21 protein-coding genes are annotated in these 25,424 nt (G+C 39.2%); 10 read left to right on the top strand and 11 right to left on the bottom strand.

All coding sequences use genetic code 11. From position 1 onward, the window contains the following. Positions 1–680: 680 nt before the first annotated feature. Together KYH19_RS11240 and KYH19_RS11235 are read right to left on the bottom strand one after the other, a co-directional pair. Positions 681–1,268: a hypothetical protein gene (locus tag KYH19_RS11240; protein ID WP_219078766.1), complete on the bottom strand. Its 588-nt coding sequence runs from the start codon at positions 1,266–1,268 to the stop codon at positions 681–683. A gap of 90 nt (positions 1,269–1,358) precedes the next feature. After that, entirely contained in the window at positions 1,359–2,270 is a 912-nt protein-coding gene (locus KYH19_RS11235) for a HEPN domain-containing protein (protein WP_219078765.1), read from the bottom strand. A gap of 375 nt (positions 2,271–2,645) precedes the next feature. Here KYH19_RS11235 and KYH19_RS11230 point away from each other — a divergent pair, with 375 nt between their 5' ends. The 5 genes from KYH19_RS11230 (at position 2,646) to KYH19_RS11210 (ending at position 6,877) form a co-directional block, all read left to right on the top strand. Further along, positions 2,646–2,966, top strand: a complete 321-nt coding sequence (locus tag KYH19_RS11230; RefSeq protein WP_219078764.1) for a hypothetical protein — start codon at positions 2,646–2,648, stop codon at positions 2,964–2,966. 21 nt (positions 2,967–2,987) lie between these two features. Further along, entirely contained in the window at positions 2,988–3,506 is a 519-nt protein-coding gene (locus tag KYH19_RS11225) for a DUF6705 family protein (RefSeq protein WP_219078763.1), read from the top strand. A 699-nt stretch (positions 3,507–4,205) separates the two neighbouring features. Then, entirely contained in the window at positions 4,206–5,030 is an 825-nt protein-coding gene (locus KYH19_RS11220) for an AraC family transcriptional regulator (protein ID WP_219078762.1), read from the top strand. 144 nt (positions 5,031–5,174) lie between these two features. Continuing rightward, positions 5,175–6,275, top strand: coding sequence for a catalase family peroxidase (locus tag KYH19_RS11215; protein WP_132396749.1), 1,101 nt, complete (start codon positions 5,175–5,177; stop codon positions 6,273–6,275). A gap of 2 nt (positions 6,276–6,277) precedes the next feature. Beyond that, positions 6,278–6,877, top strand: a complete 600-nt coding sequence (locus KYH19_RS11210) for a cytochrome b (protein WP_219078761.1) — start codon at positions 6,278–6,280, stop codon at positions 6,875–6,877. 615 nt (positions 6,878–7,492) lie between these two features. Here the strand turns inward: KYH19_RS11210 and KYH19_RS11205 are convergent. From KYH19_RS11205 to KYH19_RS11195, 3 genes are all read right to left on the bottom strand, one after another. Further along, positions 7,493–8,824, bottom strand: coding sequence for a Gfo/Idh/MocA family protein (locus KYH19_RS11205; protein ID WP_219078760.1), 1,332 nt, complete (start codon positions 8,822–8,824; stop codon positions 7,493–7,495). A gap of 853 nt (positions 8,825–9,677) precedes the next feature. Next, positions 9,678–11,228, bottom strand: coding sequence for a SusD/RagB family nutrient-binding outer membrane lipoprotein (locus KYH19_RS11200; RefSeq protein WP_219078759.1), 1,551 nt, complete (start codon positions 11,226–11,228; stop codon positions 9,678–9,680). A 13-nt stretch (positions 11,229–11,241) separates the two neighbouring features. After that, a complete protein-coding gene (locus tag KYH19_RS11195; protein WP_219078758.1) occupies positions 11,242–14,415 on the bottom strand; it encodes a SusC/RagA family TonB-linked outer membrane protein in 3,174 nt (1,057 codons plus the stop codon). A gap of 564 nt (positions 14,416–14,979) precedes the next feature. On the opposite strand from KYH19_RS11195, the gene KYH19_RS11190 reads away from it, so the two are divergent. The 4 genes from KYH19_RS11190 to KYH19_RS11175 all read left to right on the top strand — a co-directional run bounded on the left by KYH19_RS11190 (position 14,980) and on the right by KYH19_RS11175 (position 20,843). Further along, positions 14,980–15,867, top strand: coding sequence for an AraC family transcriptional regulator (locus KYH19_RS11190; protein ID WP_132396759.1), 888 nt, complete (start codon positions 14,980–14,982; stop codon positions 15,865–15,867). Positions 15,868–16,828: 961 nt separating this feature from the next. Beyond that, on the top strand, positions 16,829–17,665 hold the full coding sequence (locus KYH19_RS11185; RefSeq protein ID WP_255562624.1) for a fumarylacetoacetate hydrolase family protein: 837 nt from the start codon (positions 16,829–16,831) through the stop codon (positions 17,663–17,665). 133 nt (positions 17,666–17,798) lie between these two features. Beyond that, positions 17,799–19,514, top strand: coding sequence for an IlvD/Edd family dehydratase (locus tag KYH19_RS11180; protein ID WP_219078757.1), 1,716 nt, complete (start codon positions 17,799–17,801; stop codon positions 19,512–19,514). Positions 19,515–19,523: 9 nt separating this feature from the next. Continuing rightward, complete coding sequence (locus tag KYH19_RS11175; RefSeq protein ID WP_219078756.1) at positions 19,524–20,843, top strand: gluconate:H+ symporter; 1,320 nt, start codon at positions 19,524–19,526, stop codon at positions 20,841–20,843. Positions 20,844–21,326: 483 nt separating this feature from the next. Here KYH19_RS11175 and KYH19_RS11170 read toward each other — a convergent pair whose 3' ends face one another. Further along, positions 21,327–22,040 (bottom strand): SDR family oxidoreductase, encoded by a 714-nt coding sequence (locus KYH19_RS11170; RefSeq protein ID WP_219078755.1) that lies wholly within the window; start codon positions 22,038–22,040, stop codon positions 21,327–21,329. Positions 22,041–22,141: 101 nt separating this feature from the next. Here KYH19_RS11170 and KYH19_RS11165 point away from each other — a divergent pair, with 101 nt between their 5' ends. After that, on the top strand, positions 22,142–22,528 hold the full coding sequence (locus KYH19_RS11165; protein WP_219078754.1) for a helix-turn-helix domain-containing protein: 387 nt from the start codon (positions 22,142–22,144) through the stop codon (positions 22,526–22,528). Positions 22,529–22,966: 438 nt separating this feature from the next. Here the strand turns inward: KYH19_RS11165 and KYH19_RS11160 are convergent, their stop codons facing one another. The 5 genes from KYH19_RS11160 to KYH19_RS11140 all read right to left on the bottom strand — a co-directional run bounded on the left by KYH19_RS11160 (position 22,967) and on the right by KYH19_RS11140 (position 25,423). Continuing rightward, complete coding sequence (locus KYH19_RS11160; RefSeq protein ID WP_219078753.1) at positions 22,967–23,521, bottom strand: hypothetical protein; 555 nt, start codon at positions 23,519–23,521, stop codon at positions 22,967–22,969. Between the two features lie 76 nt (positions 23,522–23,597). Continuing rightward, entirely contained in the window at positions 23,598–23,948 is a 351-nt protein-coding gene (locus tag KYH19_RS11155; protein WP_219078752.1) for an immunity 51 family protein, read from the bottom strand. 111 nt (positions 23,949–24,059) lie between these two features. Further along, positions 24,060–24,563: an Imm26 family immunity protein gene (locus KYH19_RS11150; RefSeq protein WP_219078751.1), complete on the bottom strand. Its 504-nt coding sequence runs from the start codon at positions 24,561–24,563 to the stop codon at positions 24,060–24,062. An 87-nt stretch (positions 24,564–24,650) separates the two neighbouring features. After that, entirely contained in the window at positions 24,651–24,845 is a 195-nt protein-coding gene (locus KYH19_RS11145; protein ID WP_219078750.1) for a hypothetical protein, read from the bottom strand. 107 nt (positions 24,846–24,952) lie between these two features. Continuing rightward, a complete protein-coding gene (locus KYH19_RS11140; protein WP_219078749.1) occupies positions 24,953–25,423 on the bottom strand; it encodes an Imm26 family immunity protein in 471 nt (156 codons plus the stop codon). Position 25,424 lies beyond the last annotated feature (1 nt).

Genomic DNA, 25,424 nt, shown 5'->3' with positions numbered 1-25,424 from the left:
ATTTTGCACGATTTGACTGTGAAATAAGTGTCACGCGATTGCTTAGATTTGCCAGTTCTTTGTAGGTCTCTAAAAGTCCTTGAATATGAAATACAATCTAACATGAAAAGCTTCTTCAAACCTCGCAAACCTTTTTCATTTTCACTACATCCATATGATCTGGGTACTTTCATGGGCTTATGGTATAGCCATGATAACAATCACTTCCTGTTGAAGATTTACAGAATGGACGAAAAAGAATATTCAGATTATTATTAATTATCACCTGAATTATGCCCTAGAAAATAACTTGGAAAGTGAAGAGGATTTCGTCATGTCTAGCAGATCTTTCAATCAAGGATTAAACATTTCGAAACGCGAGAACCTTTTTCAAGTAACAACGCCATGCACAGGCAGAACCTTGCAAAGTTCCAACATATCCAAAAATATCTGACGAGCATAGACCAATGGAATGCAAGGCTATCACATATCGTTATCGCTGAAAAAGACGAGTTCATTCAAAGCCAGAAATCGAAAAACTTAGTGCAAAACTTGCAGGTATTTTCTGAATGGACACTAAAAAGAGCTGTTCATATTCCCGTTTTGCCAAGAAAAAGCGACCGAAGCTTTTGGCAAAAGATTTTCGGTCATGAATGATTTTTCCGTTAGGCCCTTCGTTCATTCGGGACGGAAATAACGTTTTAATTGCCAGCTTTTAAACGCTCACTAATCAGCCATGTAGCCTCAAACAGTTTCACCAATTGTTCGTAAACTGTGATTACTTCAGATTTGGACAGGCTTTCTTCTATGAAGGAGCTGCTCAGCGCATTGTGAAGCCATGTGTGCAGGATTTTTTTGTACCCGTTTAGTTTATAGATCCTGAACATTTTCTTTAGTACCGATGAAGGTTTTACGATCTCCCGGATGCTCAGATTTTCAGGATAGTTCCGTAGCTTCTTCCTCTCCGTTTTGATGTACCATTTTGCGATATCACTTTCCTGTTTGTCATCGAGGTCAAGTCTGCCAAGCTTGTGGCGCTTTAAGATCCAGGCGGCCTCTATCAGCTTTATGGTCAGTTCGTAATGATAGACAAGGTAGTCTGGGCTACATTTTTTTGATTCTTCGGATTCAAGCGCTGCATCGTTTCGCCAGCGTTTCAGCATCTTCAAATGATTGGGCAACCAGGAGTGACTGAAAAAATCGCGTACCACTTTTATTGGATCTGTGATTTCATCATTGTTTAGATAAACGATCCTGTTATCTGATGATTTTTTTGTTTCCTTTTTCATTGGTATACAATTTGTTTTTATCGGTAATGAGCTATCATGAGCAATAATCATTTCTGTTTGCGAGCGTTTGCTCATGATGGTTTCATAGCCTTACATATTAGTCTGTAAAATTCCTTCAATCTGTACATGATCAGCGTTTTTTAAGGCTGCATAATCTGATGCCGATTTGGCCAGCAGTTCTATTTTTTCGTGGCACATCTGCTTTGCCAGCAAAAGAAAAGAGGCGACCCGTTGGTAAAGGCGCTCCGCATCCTGCCGGGAAACCATAAAATCATCTTTATAACGCGAACCAGAATAACTTTTTGCCATTACATCAAATAACCGCTCATCTTCGGGAGTGTACAGGAAAAGTTGAAAAGGCTTTTCAGAAAAGCAAGTGCATAAACGGAGCAGACGGTAAAGGTTATGGAACTCCGAACGGTAGGCGATATGAACCCTCACCAGGCAGATACAAGTCTGTTCTACGGCCTGATGGAGCATAAAGGCACAAATCCCGAACTGCTCCTTTTCCAGACATTCGGATGCGCACATCAAAAATCCGTCGGCCAGCGGTATACGGTGTTCATAATGTTTGAGTGCCTTGATTGCGCCCTTTGAGGGGATAAACGCAGGTATTGGATCATTATCTAACAGTCCATCCTTACTATAGAGTAGTTTCCCATAGGTAAGCACGCTGATAAAAAAGCGGCTGTTTTGCTGTACTGAGTCGGTAACGGATTGCCTGCCATGGGAGATCACCGTAATCGTTCCATGCTGATAATCGGCATTGGCAAAATCCTGCATTTCATAATCTATTCGGGTTGCCGTTTCGGTAATTGCCAATAGGCAATAGTCGCATTTAAAAAAATCTTGATTGTCTTTGAAGCAGCCCTGAGACTGCTGCGTGTAACTGTTCTGCGAAAAGCTGAAGACCTGGAGTGGTTCGAACTTCTGGGCGAGCCGATGGATAAACGCCCTGAAATGGACAGCGTGTTCGGCTTCTGGTGATAATTTTGGTTCCATATTGATCTCATTTAAATTTCTTTCAAATGAGTCTTGGAAGTGGGTGGCATAAAATAAGGCGTGGAACCCACTTCCCGTCTTAGTGGCCCTGAGAAGCCTTGGATACGGAAAAGAAGGCCCACGCCTATGACGTGAGCACTACACTTACCTCTCGTATCCGTTTGAAATTTCTCAGGTTTCTAAGACGAGACTCGAAGTGCGAATGCTTCAATATTTTGTGAAGTAATCGCTAAAAATAATTCTTTATTCTTTCATACCCAAACATAGTGAAAAGTCCACATAAAAACAAACTATTAGTATTTTTAAAATTACTAATAGTTCTTTTTTATAAATGAATAGTAATCTATTGACGACTTTAGTTATAAACGCATTAATATGGCTAATTGGAAGAACAACAATAATATTCCCGAAAAAGACCTTTCGTCAATAGGCGCAATGTTTGAAACCAACAAGATTAAAAAGATGTATGATATTTCGGAATTATACCCAACTAAGATCATCAAACTTTTAGGTATCAATTCAGAACGGTATTCTGTGAAGTTGGCCGATCCAGAGAAGTTCACCGTTTCTGAAATACTACGTTTAGCATACATACTAAATATTGACCCAAATCTGATCATCAATGTGATACAGGCAGAAACAGAGAAGAAGATTATAAGTAAGATCAGCGTAAATAGAGCTAAGCAGACTAGGTAAAACAAATCAATAAATAGGTTAATGAAGAAAATAATATTTGTTGCATTGGTCGTATTTTATGTACCCGTTACATTCGGACAGGTTTTGCCGAAGAAAGGTTCTAACTTAACTAATCCAAGCTTAAGTAAATTTAGAGGTAACTGGATTTCTGTCAATGGTATAGATACTATTAGAATGAAACTGAAAATTGAAAATATTTCGATTCAATATGGGCTTGATATACATGCCGATGCTCTTCTGGGTTACATTACATATAAACATGGTAACCAGCTCATCTTAGACAACCTTAAAAACTCTACATCCGGTTATAAAGATAATAAGCATTCAATACTGGCAGGCTTAGACCAAAAAAGTGATACTATAAGTGGTAATTTGGTTGATGAACCAAAAAGTAAATTTTATGACCTTAAAATTATTAAGAAAGACAGTAAAACTATTGAACTTGTCCTAGGTCGTGACAATGCATTAAAAATTGGAACAAAACGAAAAGACGGAAGAACATTTCCAGCAAAAATGATTTTCAGGAGGGAAAAAGAATAGCTGTTTAAAGTAAACACATTTTTGATTCTATTCTTCCGTAATTTTGTCATTTTAAATATGGGCATAGAGATATGCCCATATTTTTTTGCAGGCACCGATCTAATCTGGCGACTATTACTAAATTGTAATTTTAAATCCCACCTCTGTCCGTAGAGTTAAGCATAGCGTCTCTATGGATATTAGAATAAAATTGGACTTATAAACTCAAATAAAAGTGAGTCACAGACTCTTTTCTATTTACTAATCTGTAGAGCCCTGCGGAACTCTATGGACAGACAAAGGTAGGAATGCAACCGGTTAAATTGCAAAAGAAAATTAATGATTAAAAATACTGTGCCTAAACGCGTCTTGGCAAAAGTGACGGAAAATTCTTCTTCAACCTTTCCAATCTTTTAGTAATTTTAGCTTAATTACCACCTTCGCCAATCCGCGGAATGTTGGCATCAATTTAACAGAACAACGCTTTGGATTGAAAGTAACATGTCTCGGATGCAGCAATCCGAAAAATGGAATTTCAGACCTTTCTAAGTCGATTTTACAATTAAACTTCCCAAAAGTCTCTGGTCTTTTCTAACCTTTGATTCTAAAAAAAAATCAGTGCATTCTTTTTTTGACGGGGCTTTTCCATTTTTAAAATTTTACTTTTAATATGAAAATAAGATTTTAACCTATATTTATCTCAATTAATCTATCGCGTTTTTGAGCAATTACAATTTAAATAAGCCTATAACACAATCCCCATTTATAGAGGTGTTTAGGTTGGAAGAATTACCTGCGGGTACTTTCGATCATTATCAGCGGTTTAATTTCCATCAAGTGTTATGGAGTACGGATATTAACGGAACGATCACTTTTAGTATTGACTTTACTGATTTTGAAATGCATGGCCATCAAGCCGTTGTCATTTACCCATACCAGAATATTAAAATCGACCTGACTGATAAAAAAGGATTTTTATTTTTAATTCATAATGATGTATTCTTTTGGATCAATCAGAAAATCGGTTCCGATTATCTCAATGGGTATTTTATAAACCAGCTGGTATCCTTTGACAGTAAAAGTGCCAGCACAATGAGAAAAATCGTTGATTTACTTTTGGCGGAGTACGGTGCCGATAATAGGGCTTTAATGATGGAAAGTTATGTGTTTTCGCTTTTATTTCAAGTGTCGTCTATTTTTGAAGGAAGCCCGGGGCCCAGAGATTATGTAGACTATCCTGTTTTTGGAAAACTGATGAGTTTGATAGAAACGCATTTTATTAAAGAAAAAGGAGCTGCCTTTTATATCAAACAGTTAAATATTTCAGCAAAAAAGCTTAATCAGATCTGCGATAGTATCACCAATAAAAATCTAAAGTATCTAATTCAGGATCGCGTTGTTATGGAGATCCGGAAGGAATTGCATCTCGGTAAAAAGACCGTGAAGGAAATAGCATATGATCTGGGATTTACGGAACCTGCTTACCTTACACGTTTTACAAAAAAACATACAGGCCAAACCCCTAAAGAATTTATAAAGCAATAAAGTCCTTCTTTTTAGCTGGAAAGTGTAATTTTTTCCCTTATCTGTTACGCTACATTTGTGCCGTAATTAAATAGAAATGGAAAAATACACTTCAAGACAAACTATTATAGTTTGCACACCGGCACCTAATAATATTGGACTATTATGAAAAAAGATACTTTAGTTACCTATCTCAGAAAAAAGCGCATTCTGTTTATATTAGTTGGTATTCTGCTGATTGCAGGCACATTAGTTTTGACGTTTGCCTGGTCGGCAGGCCTGATTGGCGGACGTATTACTACCCGAACATTCCTAAAGGATACGCCCAGTACATTCCCGGCAGGCTACCGTCGTGCACATGGTAAGGGTATTTGTTTCGAGGGCACTTTCTATGCCTCCGGTAAAGCCGTACCATTTTCTATTGCGAGGGTATTTGCCCAGCATAAAGTTCCGGTTATAGGCCGTTTCTCATTGGGTAGTCCCGATCCCTATGCCCCTGATAATTCCACCAGAACGGCCAGTATGGCCTTGATGCTTACTGCTGATGACGGAGAACAATGGCGGATGAAACTGAATAATGAGCCTTTCTTTGCCACCCGTGATGCAGAAGGTTTTCTGAAACAAATGGAGGCCTATAAGCCCAACCCGGCTACGGGCGCTCCAGATCCGGTACGGGTGGCCGCTTTTTTGAAAGAATATCCGGAAGCAAAGAAATACGTAAAATGGGATGCTACCGCACCCTGGACCCGCAGTTTTGCCGGAGCACAGTACAACGTTATTAATTCGTTCATTTTAATTGATGAACATGGCAAAAAGCAGGCAATACGCTGGTCTATGCGGCCACACGCACCATTCACATCGTGGAGCGTAAGCCAACGTAAACAGGCCAGCCACGACTTCCTGTTTGAAGATTTGAAAAAGCGTATTAAAAAGGGGCCGCTATACTGGGATCTTGTGCTGACTTTGGCCGAACCAGGCGATCCGGTAAATGATCCTTCACAGGTTTGGCCGGAAAGGCGCAGACAGATAGTGGCAGGCACATTGGAAGTATCCCATGTTTTTGACCAGGCAGATGGTGGTTGCAGAGATGTTAACTTCGATCCAACCCGTGTGCCAAAGGGAATTACTCTTTCGGATGATCCGGTTCTGGCAGCCCGTGCCGGCATTTATTCTCATTCGCACAGCGATCGTGTACGGGAAATCGGCTATGGTAAGGCTACCGATGCAGTAGGCAAACCTCAACATGATAATCCTAAAAACAAGTAACCATGGCTAGAAAGAAAAATACACCTTCGATTCCTCCAACGCACTTCAATATTACCGCGCGAGTATTGCACTGGTTGATGGCAGCAATGATCCTGGTCATGATATTTGTCGGCTTAGGTATGGTGACATCCCTAACCTGGAGGCCATGGTTGCTCGACCTCCATGTACCTTTAGGTGTAGCTATACTGCTGTTGGTCATTATCCGTTTTGTAAACAGGTTAAGTTTTTCCACGCCAAAAATGCCTGCCAGCATGTCCAAATTTCAATCAAAAGCAGCAGGAACCTTGCATTGGCTACTGTACGGTATGATGCTGGCTTTGCCACTTACAGGCTGGGCACAATTGTCTGCCGGAGGTTTTCCGGTAAAACTGTTTCCGGGTATAAATCTTCCTCCAATCCTTCCGCAGAGCCCATTTTTATATGCATTGTTGCATGATGCTCATCGTGTGATGGCCTGGGTACTTTTCTTTATGGTAGTGGGGCACCTTTCGGCAGCACTATTACATGCCTGGGTATATCGTGACGGGATATTTTCAACTATCACATGGGGAAGAAAAATTATTAATAAATCTGAAAAACCATCTGCCAGAGCGGCAGAATAATGAAAAAATGGTAGTTAATAATTGGCTCAATCAAAAAGTAAATGTTTTGCGCGGTAACTTTAGCCAATAACAGTAGATCTTAGAAATAAGATTGTAGTGATAACTTTATCAAACCGGGGCTGCACTAAGGTGTATCCCCGGTGCTGGATTTAGACAGCCTAAAGAGAATTAATAATTGCTAAGACCCTTTAGTGGAACGTTCTGCTCTGATTTTTGCTTTATGTTGCAGGCCCCATTCACGTACTGCCTTAAAATGCTTTTCTGCACATCTTGCCATTTTAGCTTTGTGCCCATTAGTTTTATGGGAATATTAAAGTCGATATCATTATGCTGCATTAGGGACGATTTAGCGGTGTTAGGATCGATATTTGGGTATTTCCGGCAGTAGTAACTTCATTCAAAAGCATTTCTTTTAGCAGTAATACATATTGATGCCATTTTGCCTTAACACCGAATCACTCACCAATTTTTGAGAATTCATGCGATTTTTGGCAATTCCCTAAAATTAAAAACCCTGCTAATCGTTGCGATTTGCAGGGTTTTATATATTTTGATAGTCTTTGGTGTGATCCCCGGAGAAACATGTATACCTCCTGATCTGTTTAAACTATAGGGTTAAACTTTGGGTAAGCTGTAACCGTTGTGATACGGTGCCAACAGGTATTTATCGTTGATCTTCTGGTCTGTAAACTGATGTTTGGCATGGTTCCATGATAGTTTTTGTCCGCTTCTGAAGGCAAGATTTCCCATTTGGGCAACGGTAGCTACATGCGCGGCATCCTGTATAGAACAATTCAGTTCTTCTTTTTTTCTGGATCTGACCACACTAAAGAAATTGACCATATGATTGTTTAGTCCATTATCTGAGGATTTAACAAAGGGCTTGCTCACTTTATTGCCGCTTACCTTTTCTTCAATCACTTCCCAGCCTTCCCTGTTGAGGATCAGCGTGCCGTTGTTACCGATATAGGCAATGCCATGGTTGCGGTTATAAGAGCCATTATCGATGCCCATGGCAGAATCCCAAACCATGTTAAACTTGTCAAACTCATATAAGGTAGTGAGCGTATCAGGCGTTTCTTCGTACAGATCGGGATAGGCGAAGCGGCCACCTAATGCAGATATGGTTTTTGGTACTGGTGAATTCATACCCAGCAAGCCATAATCCAGTAAATGCACACCCCAGTCGGTCATTAAGCCACCGGCATAATCCCAGAACCAGCGGAAATTGAAGTGATATCTGCTGGCATTGAATGCTCTTTTATTCGCCGGCCCAAGCCACATGGCGTAATCAACGCCTGCAGGAGGTAAGGTATCAGGCACTACGGGAGCAGGTTTCATCCAGCCCTGGTAACACCATACTTTTACCGTTCTGATGTTTCCTAACTGGCCGCTCTTTACAAAATCAACAGCATCTTTAAAATGTTGCTGACTGCGCTGCCATTGACCTGCCTGCACAACTTTATTGTATTTTTCCTGCGCTTTAACCATGGTACTGCATTCGACAATAGAGTTGCCGACCGGTTTTTCAACATATACATCTTTACCTGCCTGTACAGCATGGATCATCATCAGGGCATGCCAGTGATCAGGTGTTCCGATAATTACGGCGTCGACATCTTTATTATCAAGCAGTGCACGATAATCTTTATATCTTGTTACTTTTGCGGCGTCAACATTCATCGACTTTAATTCGGCCATTCTTTCATCAAGCACATTGGCATCACTATCACAAAGGGCGATGAGGTTTACGCCCGGTACTTTGAGGGCCGCTTTGAGGTCGGACCATCCCATGCCTTTGATTCCGATTACACCAATATTGATTTGGTCGTTTGCGCCAATCGTCTTACTGAAAAGGGCATAGGCAGGATTATCTAATGCAGAAAGCAGGGCAGTGGTTCCTACTGCGGTTGCAGCGTAGCTGAGGAAATTTCTACGGTTTAACATTTAATTTGGTCTATGGTTAATACTTAAGGTAAATTACAAAATAATTAGTGGAGCATCCAAGATATGGGTAAAATTAATAAGAATGTTACCCATATTTTTGTCACTCCATCAGTTTATGGGTTACTTGTTTGACTGTACAGCAAAACCGCTAAAAAAGAGGCTGTCTCATCATGTAAAAATGTCATCTTAAGGGTTAATTAATTGTTTAAATCAATATGAGTGACTTACAATTGCCTTCTCTTATCCTAAGGCGCGGTCTTGCCTCGGCTCGCCGCCGCCGAAGGGCTCTTTCTTTTTGGCATCAAAAAGAAACAAAAAATGCCGGCTGAAAATTTTTCTTTTAAAGCTAGTAAGTTGGCTTAGGCAGTGCAACCCGAAAAATTTATTAGGCCGGATTTAAGCAGAACGGGGATATATTGCTATGGCCTAGCTGGGCGGAAATACTAAAGTAGTTAAAATACTGATTAATAATAATTTATAAATTAACATCAATGGTACGGTTAATTAATTGTTTAAAATCAATATGATTGACAGAGGGTTCTATTGCTATGTTCCGGCGAGGAATCGTCATTGCGAGAAGGCTTTTTCAGCCGACGAAGCAATCTTACAACGATCGCTAACAGCGTGCGCTTTAAGATTCCCGCCTGCGCGGGAATGACGGCCGTGCTAATGGATTCTGTCTATGGTAGCTTGTCGAAGGACCTGTTTAAATGTCTTTTAAGACATTTAAACAGGCTCTCCATAGGAGTCCTTTGGACAACGTGACAAGTTCAATTGAATTACAATTTATGATCCAGCCTCTTCGGATTTAGCTGATCAAAAAGGTAAACCTTGATTACTATAGAGGATTTTTCTATTTATCCCAAAAAATACGTGTGTCCATATTATCCGGCCCGCCATTGTCTGCAACCGCTGCCTGGTAATTCGTTGCATTTGCAGAAAGCTCAAGCGTTGGATAAACAAAGCGTCGAACAAAACCACCAGTAATGTTTTGCCCTGCGATGGTATTGGGCGATAAGGCTGGAAAACCGCTCCTCCTGAAGTTGGCGAATGCCTCAGTACCATTGCCCCAGGAAGCCACCCAATATTGCGTATTAATCAGGTTGAGTGCATTTGCCGTATTATAAGCGTTAACGGGATTATTAATAAATGCATTTTGCGTAGCTAAAGGAATGATGGCTGCCGGGTTATAGGTTGTCCATTGGTCCATTGCCGCCCGTATACCATTAGCATAATAAACATCTGGTGTACTACCACCGGTTATCCAGCCTCTAACAGCGGCCTCTGCCAGCAGGAATTGCGTTTGAGCGTGAGTGATAAAAAATTGCGGAGCAGTTAAACTGCCGAAAATACTATAATTAACCTGCGAATAATTAAAACCGGAGCCGTTAGCACCTCTAAATCCCGGAGCGGTTGATAAAGTAGCACTGCTATAGCCCACAGGAAGTCCGAACTGGTTTGCAGATATAGTATCTGGTACGGAGGTAGGCGCCGCTAATGGGTTGGCGTATTTTCCGGATATAAACTTCAATCGCGGGTCACCACTATTTTTTAGTTGATCTACAAAGGGAGCCGCTAAATAATACGTATTCGCTATTGCCGTAATCGTCTGGCTTACGGGATTCACATAAGTGGTATTGTATTTCAGATAACAGTTGTCGGCATTTGATGTCATTACACCGCCAGTTACGGCAGCTTGCACAATAGCTTGCGCTTTTCCCGGATCTATTTTACTATACCTCATGCCCAACCGAAGCAATAAGGAATACCCCAATCTTTTCCATTGGGCGATATTGCCACCGTAAAACACATCAGCCTTTACGATATCCTTTGCCGGATCTAAAGCTGCCGTTGCCTCCGTAACTTCTTTAATCAGGTCGGTGTAAATCGCTGCCTGGTTATCGTATTTAGGGGTAAGCACATTTGATAAATAGGCTTGTCCGGCTTCACTATAAGGTACATTTCCGTAACTGTCTACCAGCATCATAAATTGGTAGGCTTTCCAGATTCTGGCTTCGTTATATAAATTTGTTCTTGCCGGATTGCCTTTGATCTGGCTTAATATCTGCACAAGTAATTGAACAGGGCCTGAAGAACTTGTTGCGCCAGTATTTGTTCCCGTATACTCAGCATTCCATTTTGACGAAGTATAAGTTTGATTCAGCTGGTTAAAATTAAACGCCGAGGTGATTCCCGAAAACGGATTTACAAATTGCTGCACAATTGTCGGCTCAGTTTCCATCGTAGCTCCATGCGTTCCAAATTGTGCACTCGTAAACAAGAATGCCGCGTCGAGTTCTGTCGGATTATTTGGATTAATATTCAATTTATCAAACCCTTTATTGCAACTGGAAATTACTGTAACCCAGATGGCGATGGCTATAATTCTGATTAAATTTTTCATATTGTATAAAGCGTTAGAATTTTACATTTAAGTTAAATCCGTAAGTACGTGTTGTTGGTAGTGATGCCTGCTCATAACCTGTTAAGTTATCTCCGCTTGAGGCAATTGCTTCAGGATCAATGTTGGGCGTATATTTCTTGATGATCAATACATTACGGCATACGGCCGATAGCACTAAGCTTTTTACGTATTTTTTATTGATAAATTTAGACAAGTCGTATCCCAACGAAAGGCTTCTTAATTTAACAAAGCTTGAGCTGTAAATGAATGGGTCTAAGATATTCGTTGAACGATAATTTGCGTAAAAATCTTCTGCGTTTACAGCAGTGGTATTTGGTAATCCATTAGTAGCATTTACGCCAGGAAAAATTACGCCACCTTCACGGCCAGGTAATGATTCTTTTGATAAACCTTCTCTTAATAAGTTTAAACTTGTGCTCGAGAGCAATTTACCACCTGCCTTATAATCAATATGGGAGATAAAGGTAAAGCCTTTGTAATTCAACGTATTTAGCCAGCCCCCTGTTGCTGTAGGAAGGCCACTACCAAAACTAACCGGTTTATCACTTGCTACGGGTTTGCCTCCCGATAATACGATGTTTCCGGAAGCATCACGCTTGTAAGTGGAACCTACAATCTGGTTAAGGGGTAAGCCTACCATGTGGACAATAGACCCAAAAAATTCAGGACTGCCCACTACCAGTTGCGATTGGTTGTTCGCTAATGACAATACCTTTGAAGAGTTGAAAGCAGAATTAAAAGCCGTTTTCCAGGTAAAGTTTTTGTTCTGGATGGGGATTAATTCCAGGTTAAATTCTAATCCTTTATTGGCTAAACCACCTAAATTAACCAGCGTTGTGGCATATCCGGTTGCTGCAGACAGGCTTATCGGAACGGCTTGATTAGTCGTTTTTTTATGGTATGCAGCCACGTCCAGATTCACCCTATTGTTGAACATGCGTAACTCAATACCAATTTCTTTTTCATTTACGCCAAAAGGCTTAATCTGGGTGTTTGGTGAAGCTGTTCCGTTTATACTGCCTAATGGAAGCCCGTTGAATGAATTCTGAGCAAGCAAAAATGTTAATGCATTGTAGGCGCCAACTCCCTGGGCGCTCCCCGTTTCTGCAACAGCAACTCTAAGCTTTCCAAAATTTAACCATTTTGTTTTTGGAAGTAATTCCGAAAAAACGAAACTTCCGCTAACTGAAGGGTAGAAATAATGATCTATATCTCTGGCGAGTACCGAATACCAGTCTGTACGGCCGGTAACATTCAGGTATAATAAATCTTTGTAGGAAAATTCTGCAGTACCATACAATGAATTTACGGTTTGTTTAGTCAAGTTGTAACTCGAATTTGCCGTAACACCGTTCCCAATGGTATATAAATCTCTGATGTAAAAGTTGGTTACCGCCTCGTTAAATGTAGAGGTAATTAAGGGAAAGTGATTACCACCTACTGTTGCATTAAATGAAAAATCTTTCCACTTATGCCCGCCACCCAACAAGAAGTCAAAGTTATTCTGGCGTGTACTTGATGTACTTATTCCATAGCTACCATTATACAGTCCCGTTGGTGCTGCAGATACGGCCAGCGTACCAGTAGGAGTGTTTGATTCATAGGTAGTTTGCAAAAGGTCCATATTTGCCCTGCCCTGAAGATATAGCCAATCGAAAAACTGATAGCGGACCACAGCAGTACCTAATAAATGATCTTTTGTTTGTCTTTGAAACTGGTTCGCTAATATCCAGTAGGGGTTGGTAATGGTAGCAAACCTCGAAGTTGGTGTTTCATTTCCGTTGGCATCTATTGCACCTGCCTTGAGTACATCAAAAGAAATGGAGTTAGCCAGCCTGTAAATTGAGGTAGGAATTGCATTTCCCTGTACGCCTACAAGTGGCGGATTGTTATTAAACTGGTGATCGTAGTTAACGTAAAATTGTGCAGTTAATTTTTCGGTAAGTTTATAGTTAATGCCAACGTTAAAAATCTTTTTATGAAAATCGTTGTTTGGCACTATGCCCTGAGCATCCTGATTAGAAAGGGATACCCGAAAACTTCCCTTGTCATTACCGCCAGAAAGTGCAACGGTATTACTCCAGGATGGGGCAAGTCTGAAGAACGTCTTTATCCGGTCTTTAACAGGCGCATAGGGACGTTGAACGCCGTCGAACTGGAACGTTGGTACATTGTCAAATGGCACACCAAAACTCCATGCACCAGAACTCTGCGCAGTACCTACTGAAGACGGGCGAATATTATTCTCACCTTGCCCGTATTCATATTGAAAATCTGTATAATCAAGCGCCTGGTTTACCGTGAAATTAGAGTTAAAGTCAATCCCTATTCCACTATTCTTAGCTCCCGACTTTGTGGTAATAATGATTGCTCCGTTAACGGCACGCGAACCATACAAGGCTGCAGCAGTAGATCCTTTCAGAACAGTCATCGATTCGATATCGTCCTGATTGATACCTTGCAAATTATCTCCCTGGTCTACGTTTTGTGTATAACCATTGCTACTGCTTGCACCCTGCGACATTGGCAAGCCATTGATTACGATTAGCGGCGAATTGTCTGCAGTGAAAGAAGATTGTCCACGCAAACGAATCTTTGTACTCCCACCTGGCCCTGCAGCGGGAGGGGAAACGTCCAATCCGGCGATTTGGCCCTCAAGCGAATTGGCAAGGTTAGTCGTGCGGTTGGTTTGTAATGCCTCTACATCAGCTTTTTGAGCCGAGTAACCCAGGCTTTTGGCCTCCCTCTTTATACCGAGGGCAGTTACGATCACCTCATTTAAAGCATTTGTAGCCGCCAGCATTGAAACATTAACAACGGTTTTTGCATTTACCGTTATTTCTACCGGTTTATAGCCAATGGATGTGAACACCAACACGGCATTGGTATTGGCAACATTTATCGTATAACTGCCGGATGAACTGGTTATAGTGGCATTTCGTGTTCCCTTTTCAGCAACGCTAACGCCGGGTAAACCAACGCCCTGTTCATCGGTCACTTTACCTGTAATGCCTATCGGAGCTAATTTTAACTTTTTTGCTGGTAAAGATTTGCTAAATATTGCGGTTGTTAGCCCACCAGCTGAAGCGCTTGCGGATTCGAAAAGAATGAATACCGTTAACACAGTACAGGTAAATACCAGTGGAAGTAATTTTTTTTTCATCATTATAATTTGGTTAGAATTGGTTTTTAATAAACAGCTTAAATAACCGCAGAAGAGGTGATTGCTGTCAGTTCGGAACATACGCGTTTAACGACTACATATGGTGCTTGAATGTGAAGTAAATCTATCTCATATGATTATATTGGTTTGTTAGTTAATCAATCTCTGTTCTAATCATCCATGGCAAATATGCCTGGGCTAAATAGTTTATCTGAAGAAAATAGTTGCGAAGAATAGAAGCCTCAATTTCTTTTATATTTGGTTTTGAAACAGTTATGTTACTTAAGCAAATAAAGACAACTTTACTGAAAAGCAATTTCAGTATTACAGCAAAAAATTGTAACATATTAACATAGCTGTTTCTTTGCAGTATTGGTTGCTGTATGATAAATTATTCAAAATATGTCTGTTTATCAATTACTTATGGGATTGTTTTGACGTAAAACCAATCTGCTGCCTAAATAATAAACCCTGACGTTGTTAATATACTTAGCATCAACAGGTAATAGATATGCATTATATCGTACATAATTTATAATTTCATGCTATAGTTAACCAATTATAAACATGAAGGCTACGTTAAAAAAGGCTACTCCAAACCCGGAGCATTCCTTTAATATCCATAAGGATATAGGGCATGCGATATTAAGCGCCTGGCATTATCACCCCGAGTGCGAACTGTTAGTTGTTAAAAGAACTTATGGTACCTGCCTGATAGGCGACCATGTTGGTCCGTTTAAAAATGGTGATGTATTTTTATTTGGATCAAACCTGCCACATACTTTCCGGTGTGAACAAAAATACCTGGAAAGCGATACCGAAAAAGTTGGAGAAACCATCGTGGTTCTTTTTGAAAACAACATTTGGGGTGATGCATTTTTGAATCTTCCTGAAATTAGTCCGATTGTGAAATTGCTGAATACAAGTAAGCTGGGTTTGCGTTTAAAAGGAGCAACCAGGCGAAAGGTTGGTAAAATAGCGGAAGAAATGCTTCACGAATCGCCTGCCCGTAAATTAATCAGTTTATTATCCGCTTTAGAAATCATAGCGGCTACGAAAGAATATGAAATTATATCATCCAACGGCTTTAACCCAGAGGTGAACAGCATCGACCAAAACCGCATTAACACGATATTCGAATACACGTTTAATAATTACCACAAAAAAGTAGCGCTGGAGGATGTAGCTGAATTAATTAACATGGGAAAACACTCTTTTTGCAGGTACTTTAAATCCAAAACAAAGAAAACATACATCCAGTTTTTAATGGAAGTGAGAATTGGAAATGCATGCCGATTGTTGTTAGAAGAGGAATTTAACATGACTGAGGTGGGCTATGCCTGTGGCTACAATAATATTTCTCATTTCTATCATCAGTTTAAAGCGCTTACGAAAAAAAATCCAATGGATTACCGATATAATTATCTTAAAACGGAAGAGAAAAAATTTGCGTAGTAAGCTCAGTTCGGGTATTAATATTCCTTTAAATTCTATTACAGATATTTTTGTTTATAGCCTTAGCCTGAGGGGTAATTTATTCTTTAAAATCAACATGAATGGACAGGAGAATTTTTAACGAGCTGTAGACTGTGAGGAATCGTCATTGCGAGAAGGCTTTTTCAGCCGACGAAGCAATCTTACAACGATCGCTACCAGCGTGCGCATTAAGATTGCTTCGGTCCTTATAATGACGTTTATGTAAACAATTGATATTTAGTGTTATTTTTTTGACCATATAAGACATTTAATGACCATATAAGCTTACATGTTCTTATATGGTGTGAAAGCCTGAAGGATTATTTAATGAATTAGATGTTCTTAGGTGTCTAAGGTGGTTAATTAAACTGCGAGTCTTTAATTTTTATGACCACCTTAGACATCTTAGCTCAATGAGTTTTGCAGGATGTAAAACCTTAAACCTAGTACGTTAGAAAGCGAATATAGGACGTCATTCCTGTTTTTTTCAGGCCACAGACCTGATGGTTCATCAGCAATGACGATTTTTCTATTGGAGTCTGTCAATGGTAGGGTTAGAATCTTTCAACTACATCGGAGGGTTAATGAGGCATCATTTCGACCGCAGTGGAGAACCAGAATGCTCTGCGAAGCAAAATCTTTTTACATAGTTCAAAGATTTCTCCATTTCGCTGCGCTTCATCCAATAGCTATAGGATCGAAATGACGGCGATTTTTTAAATCTGTCATTGATACCTGTAGCGAATCGAAAAGCTACAAAGTAATCAAATCAGGCAACGCAAACCAGTAATTTTAGTATTGAAGCATTTTATTGTATTATATTAACATTATGCTGTAAATGTGCTTTAAAAGGACTTATTTGCCTTTCGATTTTACCGCCTGGATACTTAAATAAAGTTCAAACTTAATTTTAGATCCAAAAAAACTTAACCAAATAATTATGAGAATTTATAACACCTCCAGCGGGATTATTATCAACCACGATGACCAATATTTTTTAACAGCAGAGAAAAGCTGGGATAAGTTTGTAAACAGGAGTAACCTCTTTAAAGTGGTCAGCAGTGAGTTGCAACAACTCCAGCCTAACGAAGATTTACAAGCGCTCACCAATTCAGCTGTTTTAACGCCTATAGGTAACCAGGAGGTATGGGCATCTGGTGTAACCTACTTTCGTAGCAGGGAAGCCAGAATAGAGGAATCAAAAGAAGCACAAGGCGGAGATTTTTATGCCAGGGTATATGATGCAGACCGACCAGAACTTTTTTTTAAATCGCCAGCTTACCGTACAGTAGGTTCCGGAGGAAACATACGGATCAGGGCAGATTCTAAATGGAACGTACCTGAACCGGAACTGACCTTATTTATTTGCTCAGCAGGCACTATAGAAGGTTATACAATCGGTAATGATGTATCATCGAGAGACATTGAGGGCGAAAATCCACTTTATCTGCCGCAGGCAAAATCATACAATGGAGCTACCGCTTTAGGCCCTTGCCTTTTAGTAACAGAGGGTCCAATAGATCCGGATACCGATATCAGTATCGAAATATCCAGAGATTCAGCAATCCTTTTTAAGGAGAAAATTTCCATTAATCAAATGAAACGTAAGCATACGGAATTAGTGGCTTACTTGTTTCGGGAATTGGATTTCCCCCATGGAACCTATTTAATGACAGGCACAGGAATAATTCCCACCGATGATTTCACTTTACAAAGCGGAGACATGGTAAAAATAACCATTTCAGAGATTGGTTCACTTATAAATACCGTAGCGTGATCAATAAGGTAAACAAATTATAGGTTTCGAAACGGCTGCCGAAGCAAGTGAAACGATTTTTCAATAAGCAGGAACACTAGCGAAAAATCAAAATAAGAAGTTAAAAAATAGCGCAACATAGTATATTCTAAATATGAAATCATATAGAAGTTCGACCTGGTTTGGGAAAAAAGATAAAATGGGCCTCATCTACCGTAGCTGGATGAAAAACCAGGGCATGCCCGAAGACATGTTTGATGGCAGACCGGTAATCGGGATCTGTAATACGTGGTCTGAACTTACACCTTGCAATGCCCACCTGCGTGATATTGCCGAAAGTGTTCGTCGCGGGGTATTGGAGGCTGGCGGCTTTCCGCTCGAATTCCCTATCATGTCGTTGGGTGAAACGCTCATGAAACCCACCGCGATGTTGTTCCGTAATCTCGCCAGTATGGATGCAGAGGAATCAATAAGAGGCAATCCTATTGATGGTGTAGTATTACTTACGGGTTGCGATAAAACGACGCCTTCTACGCTAATGGGAGCGGCAAGTGTAGATTTACCGACAATTGTGGTTCCTGGCGGCCCCATGTTAAACGGAAAATATCACGGACATGACATCGGCTCAGGAACAAGCGTATGGAAGCTGACAGAGGAATTAAAGAAAGGCGAAATTACTTATGATGAATATGCAGAAGTAGAAAGTTGCATGTCTCGAAGTCCGGGCCACTGTATGACCATGGGCACGGCTTCTACTATGGCTTGTATGGTTGAAGCTTTAGGCATGAGCCTTTCGGGTGGTGCGGCTATACCTGCCGTTGATTCCCGGCGGAAAAGGCTTGCTCAGTTATCCGGAAGGAGAATAGTTGAAATGGTTAAAGAAGACCTGAAAATTTCTAAAATATTAACACGGGATGCTTTTGAAAATGCCATTAAGGTAAATGCTGCGGTAGGAGGGTCCTCAAACTTTATTATTCACCTCACCGCTATTGCAGGGCGTATGGGGGTGCCGCTAAACTTAGACGATTTTGATGATATTGGCAGTAAAATGCCGCTTCTGGTAAATCTTATGCCTTCAGGGAAATTTTTGATGGAGGATTTTTACTATGCCGGTGGTTTACCTGCTGTTATAAAACAAATGCAATCTGTTTTAAAAATGGATACCCTAACGGTAAGCGGGAAAACGCATGCCGAAAACATTGCCGATAAAGGAATAAATTACAATAAGGAAGTTATTTATGAATTTGAGCAGCCGATTATTCAGGAAGCCGGCATTACGGTACTAAAAGGTAATCTGGCAATTAACGGAGCGGTTATAAAGCCATCAGCAGCTACGCCCGGTTTAATGCAGCACAGGGGTAGGGCAGTCGTGTTTGAAAACATTGAGGATTACCATGCGAGAGTAGACGACCCTGATCTGGATATCGATGAAACTTGTGTGATGGTCTTGAAAACGGTTGGTCCGGTGGGTTATCCGGGTATGCCTGAGGTAGGTAACATGACATTACCAAAAAAACTACTAGACAAGGGCGTAACCGATATGGTAAGGATATCGGATGGCAGGATGAGTGGTACGGCATATGGCACGGTTATACTGCACGTATCGCCAGAGTCTGCTATTGGTGGAAATTTAGCGCTGGTAGAAAACGGCGACATGATTGAGCTGGATGTAGCCAATAAACGTATTCACCTTGAAGTGAGTGATGAAGCGTTAGCCCTGAGGCGAAGCAATTGGGTACCGTCAATTCCTGCTGCAACACGTGGTTATGTAAACTTATATGTAAACCATGTTCAGCAGGCAGATAAAGGTGCTGATCTGGACTTTTTAGTAGGCGGCTCAGGTTCAACCGTAACCAGAGACTCTCATTAAAGCAGAAACATGGATGTACTGATTCTTTTTGGCTGTATAGTTACACTTGTATTATTAATTGCCTGGGCGAAGGTTAATACCTTTCTTGCGTTTTTAATCGTATCGGTAGGGGCAGCTTTATTGTTAGGTATGCCTGCCGCCAGTATTCCGCAAACGATTAATAAAGGATTAGGAGATACATTAGGATCGCTGGCAATCATTATCGTTTTGGGTGCCATGCTCGGAAAACTCGTCGCCTCAAGTGGTGCCGCTCAAAAAATAGCTTCGGTATTAAAAAAGACATTCGGCCCTAAACACATCGCCTGGGCCATGTCTTTAACAGGTTTTATAGTGGGCATTCCATTATTTTATAATGTTGGGTTTGTGTTGCTTATTCCAATTATTTTTTCGGTAGCGTACAACTATAAATTACCCCTGGTATATGTGGGCTTGCCTATGCTTGCATCGCTGTCTGTAATGCATGGTTTTTTGCCTCCTCATCCATCGCCCATGGCTTTGGTTACCCAGTTTAATGCAGATCTGGTTAAGACTTTTACCTATGGTTTAATTGTGGCCATACCTGCCATCATTATAGCAGGTCCTCTTTTCGCAAAAGTGTTAATCAATATGAAATCCAGCCCAACAGTTACCTTGCAGGCCGATGAACTGCCCGATAATGAATTGCCGGGGATAACAAATAGTGTGGTTTCTGCATTGTTACCTGTACTGATCATTTTGGGTACCACGTTGATCACCAGGTTATGTAGTGGCAATATGGCTGTTGTAAATTTTGCCGGATTTATCGGTGACCCGACTATTGCCATGATATTAACCATTTGTATTGCAACATTTACACTAGGAATCAGGTCAGGTAAAAAGCTGACTGACATTATGGTCATTTATGTTGATGCAACAAAAGATATAGCGATGATTCTTTTAATAATCGGAAGCGCAGGCATTTTGAAACAGGTATTTGTAGAAACAGGGGTGAGCAACAGCCTTGCCGCAATTTTGCAGGGGCTAACCCTGCCACCTTTATTATTGGCCTGGTTAATAACGGCGGTGTTAAGGCTTTGCCTGGGTTCGGCTACCGTAGCTGGCCTCACCGCTGCCGGTATCGTTTATCCGCTTGTTGGGCCTCATGGTGCCGATCCAAATTTAATGGTGCTTGCGGTCGGTTCAGGGAGCCTGTTTTGTTCGCACGTAAATGACTCCTCTTTCTGGCTATTTAAAGAGTATTTGGGATTATCTATCAAACAAACATTTTTGTCCTGGTCGCTGATGGAAACGCTGGTTTCTGTTATCGGACTTATTGGAATACTGATTATGAACCAGGTACTGTTTAGGTAGCTAATAATCATAGTCGTTAATAGATACAAGATGTACAGTTTATAACAACCCATGTAATTATTACCTGCTATTTGGTGAGTCAGTTGTTTGCCTTCTATGAATCACTCATCAAAACTTTTAGAATTCGTGCGAATATGGTAAATCCGTAAAAGTAAAAAACATGCTAGTGATCGGATTGCAATTAATAAGTTGTTTGTGCGAGTTTTTAACTCGTACTAATATAAAAGCTATAGTTCAAAAATTTAGAAAATCGTAACCCTTAACTTCATAATCTAATTTTGAAGCGAACTACAAGCTCGCACCAGCTTGGGATTTACTATTTGTGCAAGGTTATTATTATTAGCAACTCCATTGAGCTGTCGTACTAAAAACCAGCCACATCGGCGATTAGAAAACCGTTGGCAGCAATTATAAATTACGACTACCATAAAAAACACAACTAACATTTAGTCACGTTGTGTTTCTTTTTACTCAAAATTCGACTTAAAACGAAAAAGTTTTTCCGAGTATGATTTCGTTTTCTTTCTTTTCAAAGTGCATTTTCCAATGTGTCTCTGCAACCTCTCTTGAGGAAATAGCAGGCGTCCCCTGAGGGAAATGTTTTAATAATTCTTGGTCGGGTTCGCCGGTATTATACACCAACCCACCAATTGACACAATCCCTGCGAAAATATTTTCAGCTGACAAGTCGTTGTTCAGCACACGGATATAATTTAACAAAGCACCAGCAGCAATTCCGAAACTTGCTGTCATAGAAGTTGGTTTTTGTGCAGACGAAGCAGTTGTAAATAACAAACTTCCCTCTTTTTTAGACAGCATATCAGGCAGCACCGCTTGTACTACTGTAATTGCGCTTAACAATTGGAAGTCTAAATGGAATGCTGCATTTTCAACATCAATATTTCTTGGTGTACGCATGGTTTCCATTGAAGGAGTGGGACTAAACTCAATAACATCAATGGAACCAAAATGTTTTTTTACAGCAAACAAAGCATCTTTTAAAGAATTTCTATCCAAGACATCAGCGTAAAAAGAAGCAACCGGAATTTCTTGTGCTTCAAGCTGTTTAACCAAGTCATTTAATTTTTCTTCACTTCTTGCCAAAAGAGCTACATTGTAACCTTCTTTCCCAAAACGTTGTGCCACAGCAAATCCAACACCTGGACCGGCACCAATTATTACAATAGTTTTTCCCATTTACTTACTTTTTAATTTTAGTGTAACAAAAATACCTAAATTGCTTACAAAAGGTAAGTGGTTACCCAAATGTAACTACTTACCTTTAAGTAACTAACTTTATGATTGAGATAACAAAACAACTAAAGGAATCTGTCGAGCTATTTCCTAATCTAACGGAATGTAAATCCTCATTAGGCCCAATACAAGACGCATTATATGTATTGGGCGGAAAATGGAGGATTCCAATTTTGGTTGCAATGCTTGAAGGCAACAAGCATTTTGGTGAAATTCAAAGGGCAATAAATAAGATTTCTGCAAAAGTGCTTTCACACGAATTAAAAGAACTAGAATTAAATGGTTTTGTAACCCGGCGTGTTTATGGCACGAAACCTGTAGGTATTGAATACGAACTGACAGAATATACAAATTCGCTTGGTGCTGTAATTGTGGCATTGAGGGAGTGGGGACTATTACACCGTAAAAAAGTGAAGACGGAATGGAATTGAAAAAACAACAGCTGCCAATACTTAAACTGTTATACGTCACCTGCAAGTATTCCCGATAAACTCATTTCAGTAATCAAATTTATTTGGCCTTTTATTTTAGATATTTCCCGTTCGCGTATTTCCATTTTCTTTAATTAGCCAAAATGTATTTTTAGAGTTAGGGTCATTTGGTGGGTTTTTCTTCTTGCTTTTTGAGCTTTTTTTCTGTTCTTAAAACGTTTAAAATCAACAATATTGGGTGAAAAATGAGAAAGAGATGCTAGACAAAAAAAAGATGTTCTGAAAAATTCAAATTATAGATAACTTTTTCATTTTTCTTGTTTTTGAGAACAAAAAGTAAGTTTTGTAAAGCAATTATAAAATTTAATGCGTGGATTTGCCACACCTTTTTTTCTTTTTCACTACAAAAAAAACCGCTTCGATTGAAGCGGTTAAAGTTTATTGATTTTCCAATATCTGTTTTAATTTAATGCTATTGGCAGGTAATATTTGTTTTAATTCCTCAACACTAAAATCTTTCAGATATTTTACATCTTTTCTTTTAACTGTTCCTTCTGTTAGAACTTCATCTACATATTTATCTTTATAAAATCCGTCCCAAGGATGAAGCCCAAAAAATGTTTTTAAAATGTGGTCAAAATCTTGGGATTTATTTCTATATAAGCCTAATGACTGGGATATTTCATTTTTATAATTTGGAACATTCTGGTAATTGATTTCCCTTTTCCCAATTATATTAAGCCCGTAATTTTTTATAGGATTGCCGTTTATAGTAAGAATTATTATCGGCTTACTTAAATCCAAAGTTTCTATCTCGCTCTTTAGTTTTTCTTCTATAGGAAAAAGATAATTAAAGAATGCAAGTGTATATTGTTCGTAAAGTTTTCCCTCTATATTAAATAAGTTGCAAAGCTGTCCCAAAATCCAAGCATTTTCATTTAATTTTATTGAGAATAACATTCCCTCCTCTAATACTATTTTTGTTTTAGCCATAATTACGTTTTTAATGACAGCCTGTTTTACTTTTTTGGTTGCTGAAAGCAACCAAAAAAGTAATGTTGTATTTTTTTTAATCTAATTCTGCTCTTGAAAACAAATCTTGTATTAAAGTTTCATTTTCGCAGGTTTCTTTAAACGCAATTATAAAAGTTTTTAAAGCATCTGTATTTGAGGAATAAGCACAAAACATTCCTGCTTCGGGGTCAAACTTAACTACCTCCATTAATTCGGGCTTTTGTTCTTCTAAAAATATTTTTGCTAAAGATCCCCAATCATAGCCGTTTCCCTCAAAGCCTTCGTCTTCTCTTAATTGGAAAATTTCCGATTTATATTCGCCAACATTGAGGCATACAGAAACGTTATTTTCGTGTTCTACCCAAATAAAGGGCTTAATTAATCCCTTAAAACTATTAGTGTCCATATTGTTCCTACTCTTTAAAGTTCACCGCCGTTTGCTTTTATCTTGTCCCTGTATTTCGCAGGTAAGAAGCATGGGTAGTATTAATCTTTTCAAAATTTTAATAATTGTTCCCTATAAAATTCTCTCAGCAATTCTTTTTTCTAACTGGATCGGATGCCAGATTTTAGCTAATTCATAATTACTCGCATCGCTTGCAGACAAAATACTTTTTTCCCCTGTATCAAATGTTTTGATATAAAATCCATCCCCTTCTTCCATTACCATTTTAATATCCGAATAACCAGAATCAACATATTTATTATAATTTGCTGTTTTACAAACAACTTTCCATCTTTTTTTCCTCACTCCCTGCCAAAACATTAATATGGGATCGAACAAACGATTCGAATTAACAATTTCATCACATTTCGTTTTAATAGGGCCTAAAAGATCGAAGATTTCGACTAAAATCCCTGCACCGCCTCTGTCTTCTATAGCCCGTCCAAATGCAAAAACTTTGTTGTCATCTTGTTTGCTTAATATGAGTGGGTTATTTGGATCATAATTTTCACTTATCCAAAATAATGGTATACAAAAAACTTCGCCACCCTCTACATATTTTTTTACTTTTGACATCCTGATTTTATTTTATCGTATTCTTCCTTATATTCTTTTCCATTTGGATTACTTCTTTCCTTTAAAAATGAATTTTGCTGGTTCGATTTAGGATTTGTCATTTTTTATTGTATCATATTTTCGATATACAATTGCTCCTAAGCTCTGGCACTCTGTTAAAGAACTACCTATGCTTAACCTTGCTTTGCCCTGACTATCCAACTCAATACGCCAGGTGCTTAATCCTTCATCATCATAAAGCGCCTTTAATCTAACTAAACCGGTGATGAACCTAGTTGGCAATACGCCGTATTTTATCTTTGCTTACTTTGAAACTAAACAAACAGGTTGTCGATCATATCTAAGTACCATTTTGATTTTTTCTAGTTGGCTTAATAATATCAAAAAATCTATTTAGAAATTGAATTGTTTATCATTTCTATAACATCTAAATCACCCTTAGGACTGTAATAAGGATATTTTTTGGATTCATTTTCACTTATTTCTGTAATATTGCCTTTAATATCAACTAGTTTTCTTTTAGGCCCAGATCCATAAGTATATTTGATATCTTCAATATTTGTCGGTTGATAATTGTCTGTTTTACCTATAACCGTCCAATCACCTTCCCTTGAAGTTCTTATCAAAGAATATGAGTCAATAGGGATGGGATCAAACATCCTGATTTCTGTTATTTTAGTTGTAAATTCTTGATTTTTAGATATATAATTAAATATCTCAACAATATGTCCTATACTAACTTTTGATATACATCTTCCAAAACCAAATTTGCCATTATGCATATTTATACTAAAAATATAACCTGGTTCAAATTTTTGACGTCTACTTTTATCTTTAGGTTTTAATTCAATTTTTGCCATC

Origin of the sequence: Pedobacter sp. D749, assembly GCF_019317285.1 — a bacterium.
GTDB lineage: Bacteria > Bacteroidota > Bacteroidia > Sphingobacteriales > Sphingobacteriaceae > Pedobacter.
The sequence above is the reverse complement of the archived record's forward strand: the minus strand, read 5'-3'. Positions and strand labels throughout refer to the sequence as shown.

Excerpts from the sequence above, each read along its gene's own strand:
- KYH19_RS11240 (WP_219078766.1), bottom strand. The coding sequence starts at position 1,268 with ATGAAAAAGGAAACAAAAAAATCATCAGATAACAGGATCGTTTATCTA.
- KYH19_RS11235 (WP_219078765.1), bottom strand. The coding sequence starts at position 2,270 with ATGGAACCAAAATTATCACCAGAAGCCGAACACGCTGTCCATTTCAGG.
- KYH19_RS11230 (WP_219078764.1), top strand. The coding sequence starts at position 2,646 with ATGGCTAATTGGAAGAACAACAATAATATTCCCGAAAAAGACCTTTCG.
- KYH19_RS11225 (WP_219078763.1), top strand. The coding sequence starts at position 2,988 with ATGAAGAAAATAATATTTGTTGCATTGGTCGTATTTTATGTACCCGTT.
- KYH19_RS11215 (WP_132396749.1), top strand. The coding sequence starts at position 5,175 with ATGAAAAAAGATACTTTAGTTACCTATCTCAGAAAAAAGCGCATTCTG.
- KYH19_RS11210 (WP_219078761.1), top strand. The coding sequence starts at position 6,278 with ATGGCTAGAAAGAAAAATACACCTTCGATTCCTCCAACGCACTTCAAT.
- KYH19_RS11205 (WP_219078760.1), bottom strand. The coding sequence starts at position 8,824 with ATGTTAAACCGTAGAAATTTCCTCAGCTACGCTGCAACCGCAGTAGGA.
- KYH19_RS11200 (WP_219078759.1), bottom strand. The coding sequence starts at position 11,228 with ATGAAAAATTTAATCAGAATTATAGCCATCGCCATCTGGGTTACAGTA.
- KYH19_RS11195 (WP_219078758.1), bottom strand. The coding sequence starts at position 14,415 with ATGATGAAAAAAAAATTACTTCCACTGGTATTTACCTGTACTGTGTTA.
- KYH19_RS11190 (WP_132396759.1), top strand. The coding sequence starts at position 14,980 with ATGAAGGCTACGTTAAAAAAGGCTACTCCAAACCCGGAGCATTCCTTT.
- KYH19_RS11185 (WP_255562624.1), top strand. The coding sequence starts at position 16,829 with ATGAGAATTTATAACACCTCCAGCGGGATTATTATCAACCACGATGAC.
- KYH19_RS11180 (WP_219078757.1), top strand. The coding sequence starts at position 17,799 with ATGAAATCATATAGAAGTTCGACCTGGTTTGGGAAAAAAGATAAAATG.
- KYH19_RS11175 (WP_219078756.1), top strand. The coding sequence starts at position 19,524 with ATGGATGTACTGATTCTTTTTGGCTGTATAGTTACACTTGTATTATTA.
- KYH19_RS11170 (WP_219078755.1), bottom strand. The coding sequence starts at position 22,040 with ATGGGAAAAACTATTGTAATAATTGGTGCCGGTCCAGGTGTTGGATTT.
- KYH19_RS11165 (WP_219078754.1), top strand. The coding sequence starts at position 22,142 with ATGATTGAGATAACAAAACAACTAAAGGAATCTGTCGAGCTATTTCCT.
- KYH19_RS11160 (WP_219078753.1), bottom strand. The coding sequence starts at position 23,521 with ATGGCTAAAACAAAAATAGTATTAGAGGAGGGAATGTTATTCTCAATA.
- KYH19_RS11155 (WP_219078752.1), bottom strand. The coding sequence starts at position 23,948 with ATGGACACTAATAGTTTTAAGGGATTAATTAAGCCCTTTATTTGGGTA.
- KYH19_RS11150 (WP_219078751.1), bottom strand. The coding sequence starts at position 24,563 with ATGTCAAAAGTAAAAAAATATGTAGAGGGTGGCGAAGTTTTTTGTATA.
- KYH19_RS11140 (WP_219078749.1), bottom strand. The coding sequence starts at position 25,423 with ATGGCAAAAATTGAATTAAAACCTAAAGATAAAAGTAGACGTCAAAAA.